Annotated in this window: 2 protein-coding genes; both read left to right on the top strand. The window is 36.1% G+C overall.

Features of this window, described 5'->3' with window-relative positions; all coding sequences use genetic code 11:
- The coding region (locus INP77_RS14945) for a hypothetical protein (protein ID WP_228518974.1) at positions 1-220 on the top strand (220 nt) is incomplete at its 5' end.
- Positions 221-453: 233 nt separating this feature from the next.
- On the top strand, positions 454-635 hold a 182-nt coding region (locus tag INP77_RS14940), incomplete at its 3' end, for a hypothetical protein (RefSeq protein ID WP_228518973.1).

Genomic DNA, 635 nt, shown 5'->3' with positions numbered 1-635 from the left:
AGTTCAACTGATATTCATGGGAACATGTTTGGCACAAACTCAATGGATGATACGTTTACCAGCACTTGGGATAGCATCTTCGATCATCACTCTTCATTCGATAGCACGAATGCCTTTTCGCATCATGATGATTTTTCAAGCAGTTGCATGGATTCAACTTACAATACGTTTGGTGACATGCGGTTTTAGTGAGTATTTTCATCAAAATGACCACCGTTAATTATTTAAGTCAGGGTCGGTTTTAGCCATTTGATATCTAAATTTTCTTAACGTAAATTAATTTTACTAAGATAGTGTTATTCTTGCCGAAGGGGAAATAAATAAAATCAAACTTACTAGTGGATACTTATTATGGATCAGAGATATCTCTATGATTCACTTAATTTTGAGGGCTGCTTGATACTATCTTTTGAAGACTACCCATCTGACTATGGTAGCTGGAGAACGAACTTCATGATTTCAAATATTTCATGTGAGGTTAGCTGCAACCGCAGAGATAGGGTTATCAATTTATCTTCAAAGAGTCAGATGCTTGGAAACCAAATTATTACTTTATCAAGCAGAGAGCTAGTTTCGGATCGGCTGGAAATTTTGAAGGTTATTGAATGGATACGAAGTTTGACTACTGAGGACTT

The sequence above is a fragment of the Methylophilus sp. 13 genome (assembly GCF_015354335.1).
GTDB lineage: Bacteria > Pseudomonadota > Gammaproteobacteria > Burkholderiales > Methylophilaceae > Methylophilus > Methylophilus glucosoxydans.
The sequence above is the reverse complement of the archived record's forward strand: the minus strand, read 5'-3'. Positions and strand labels throughout refer to the sequence as shown.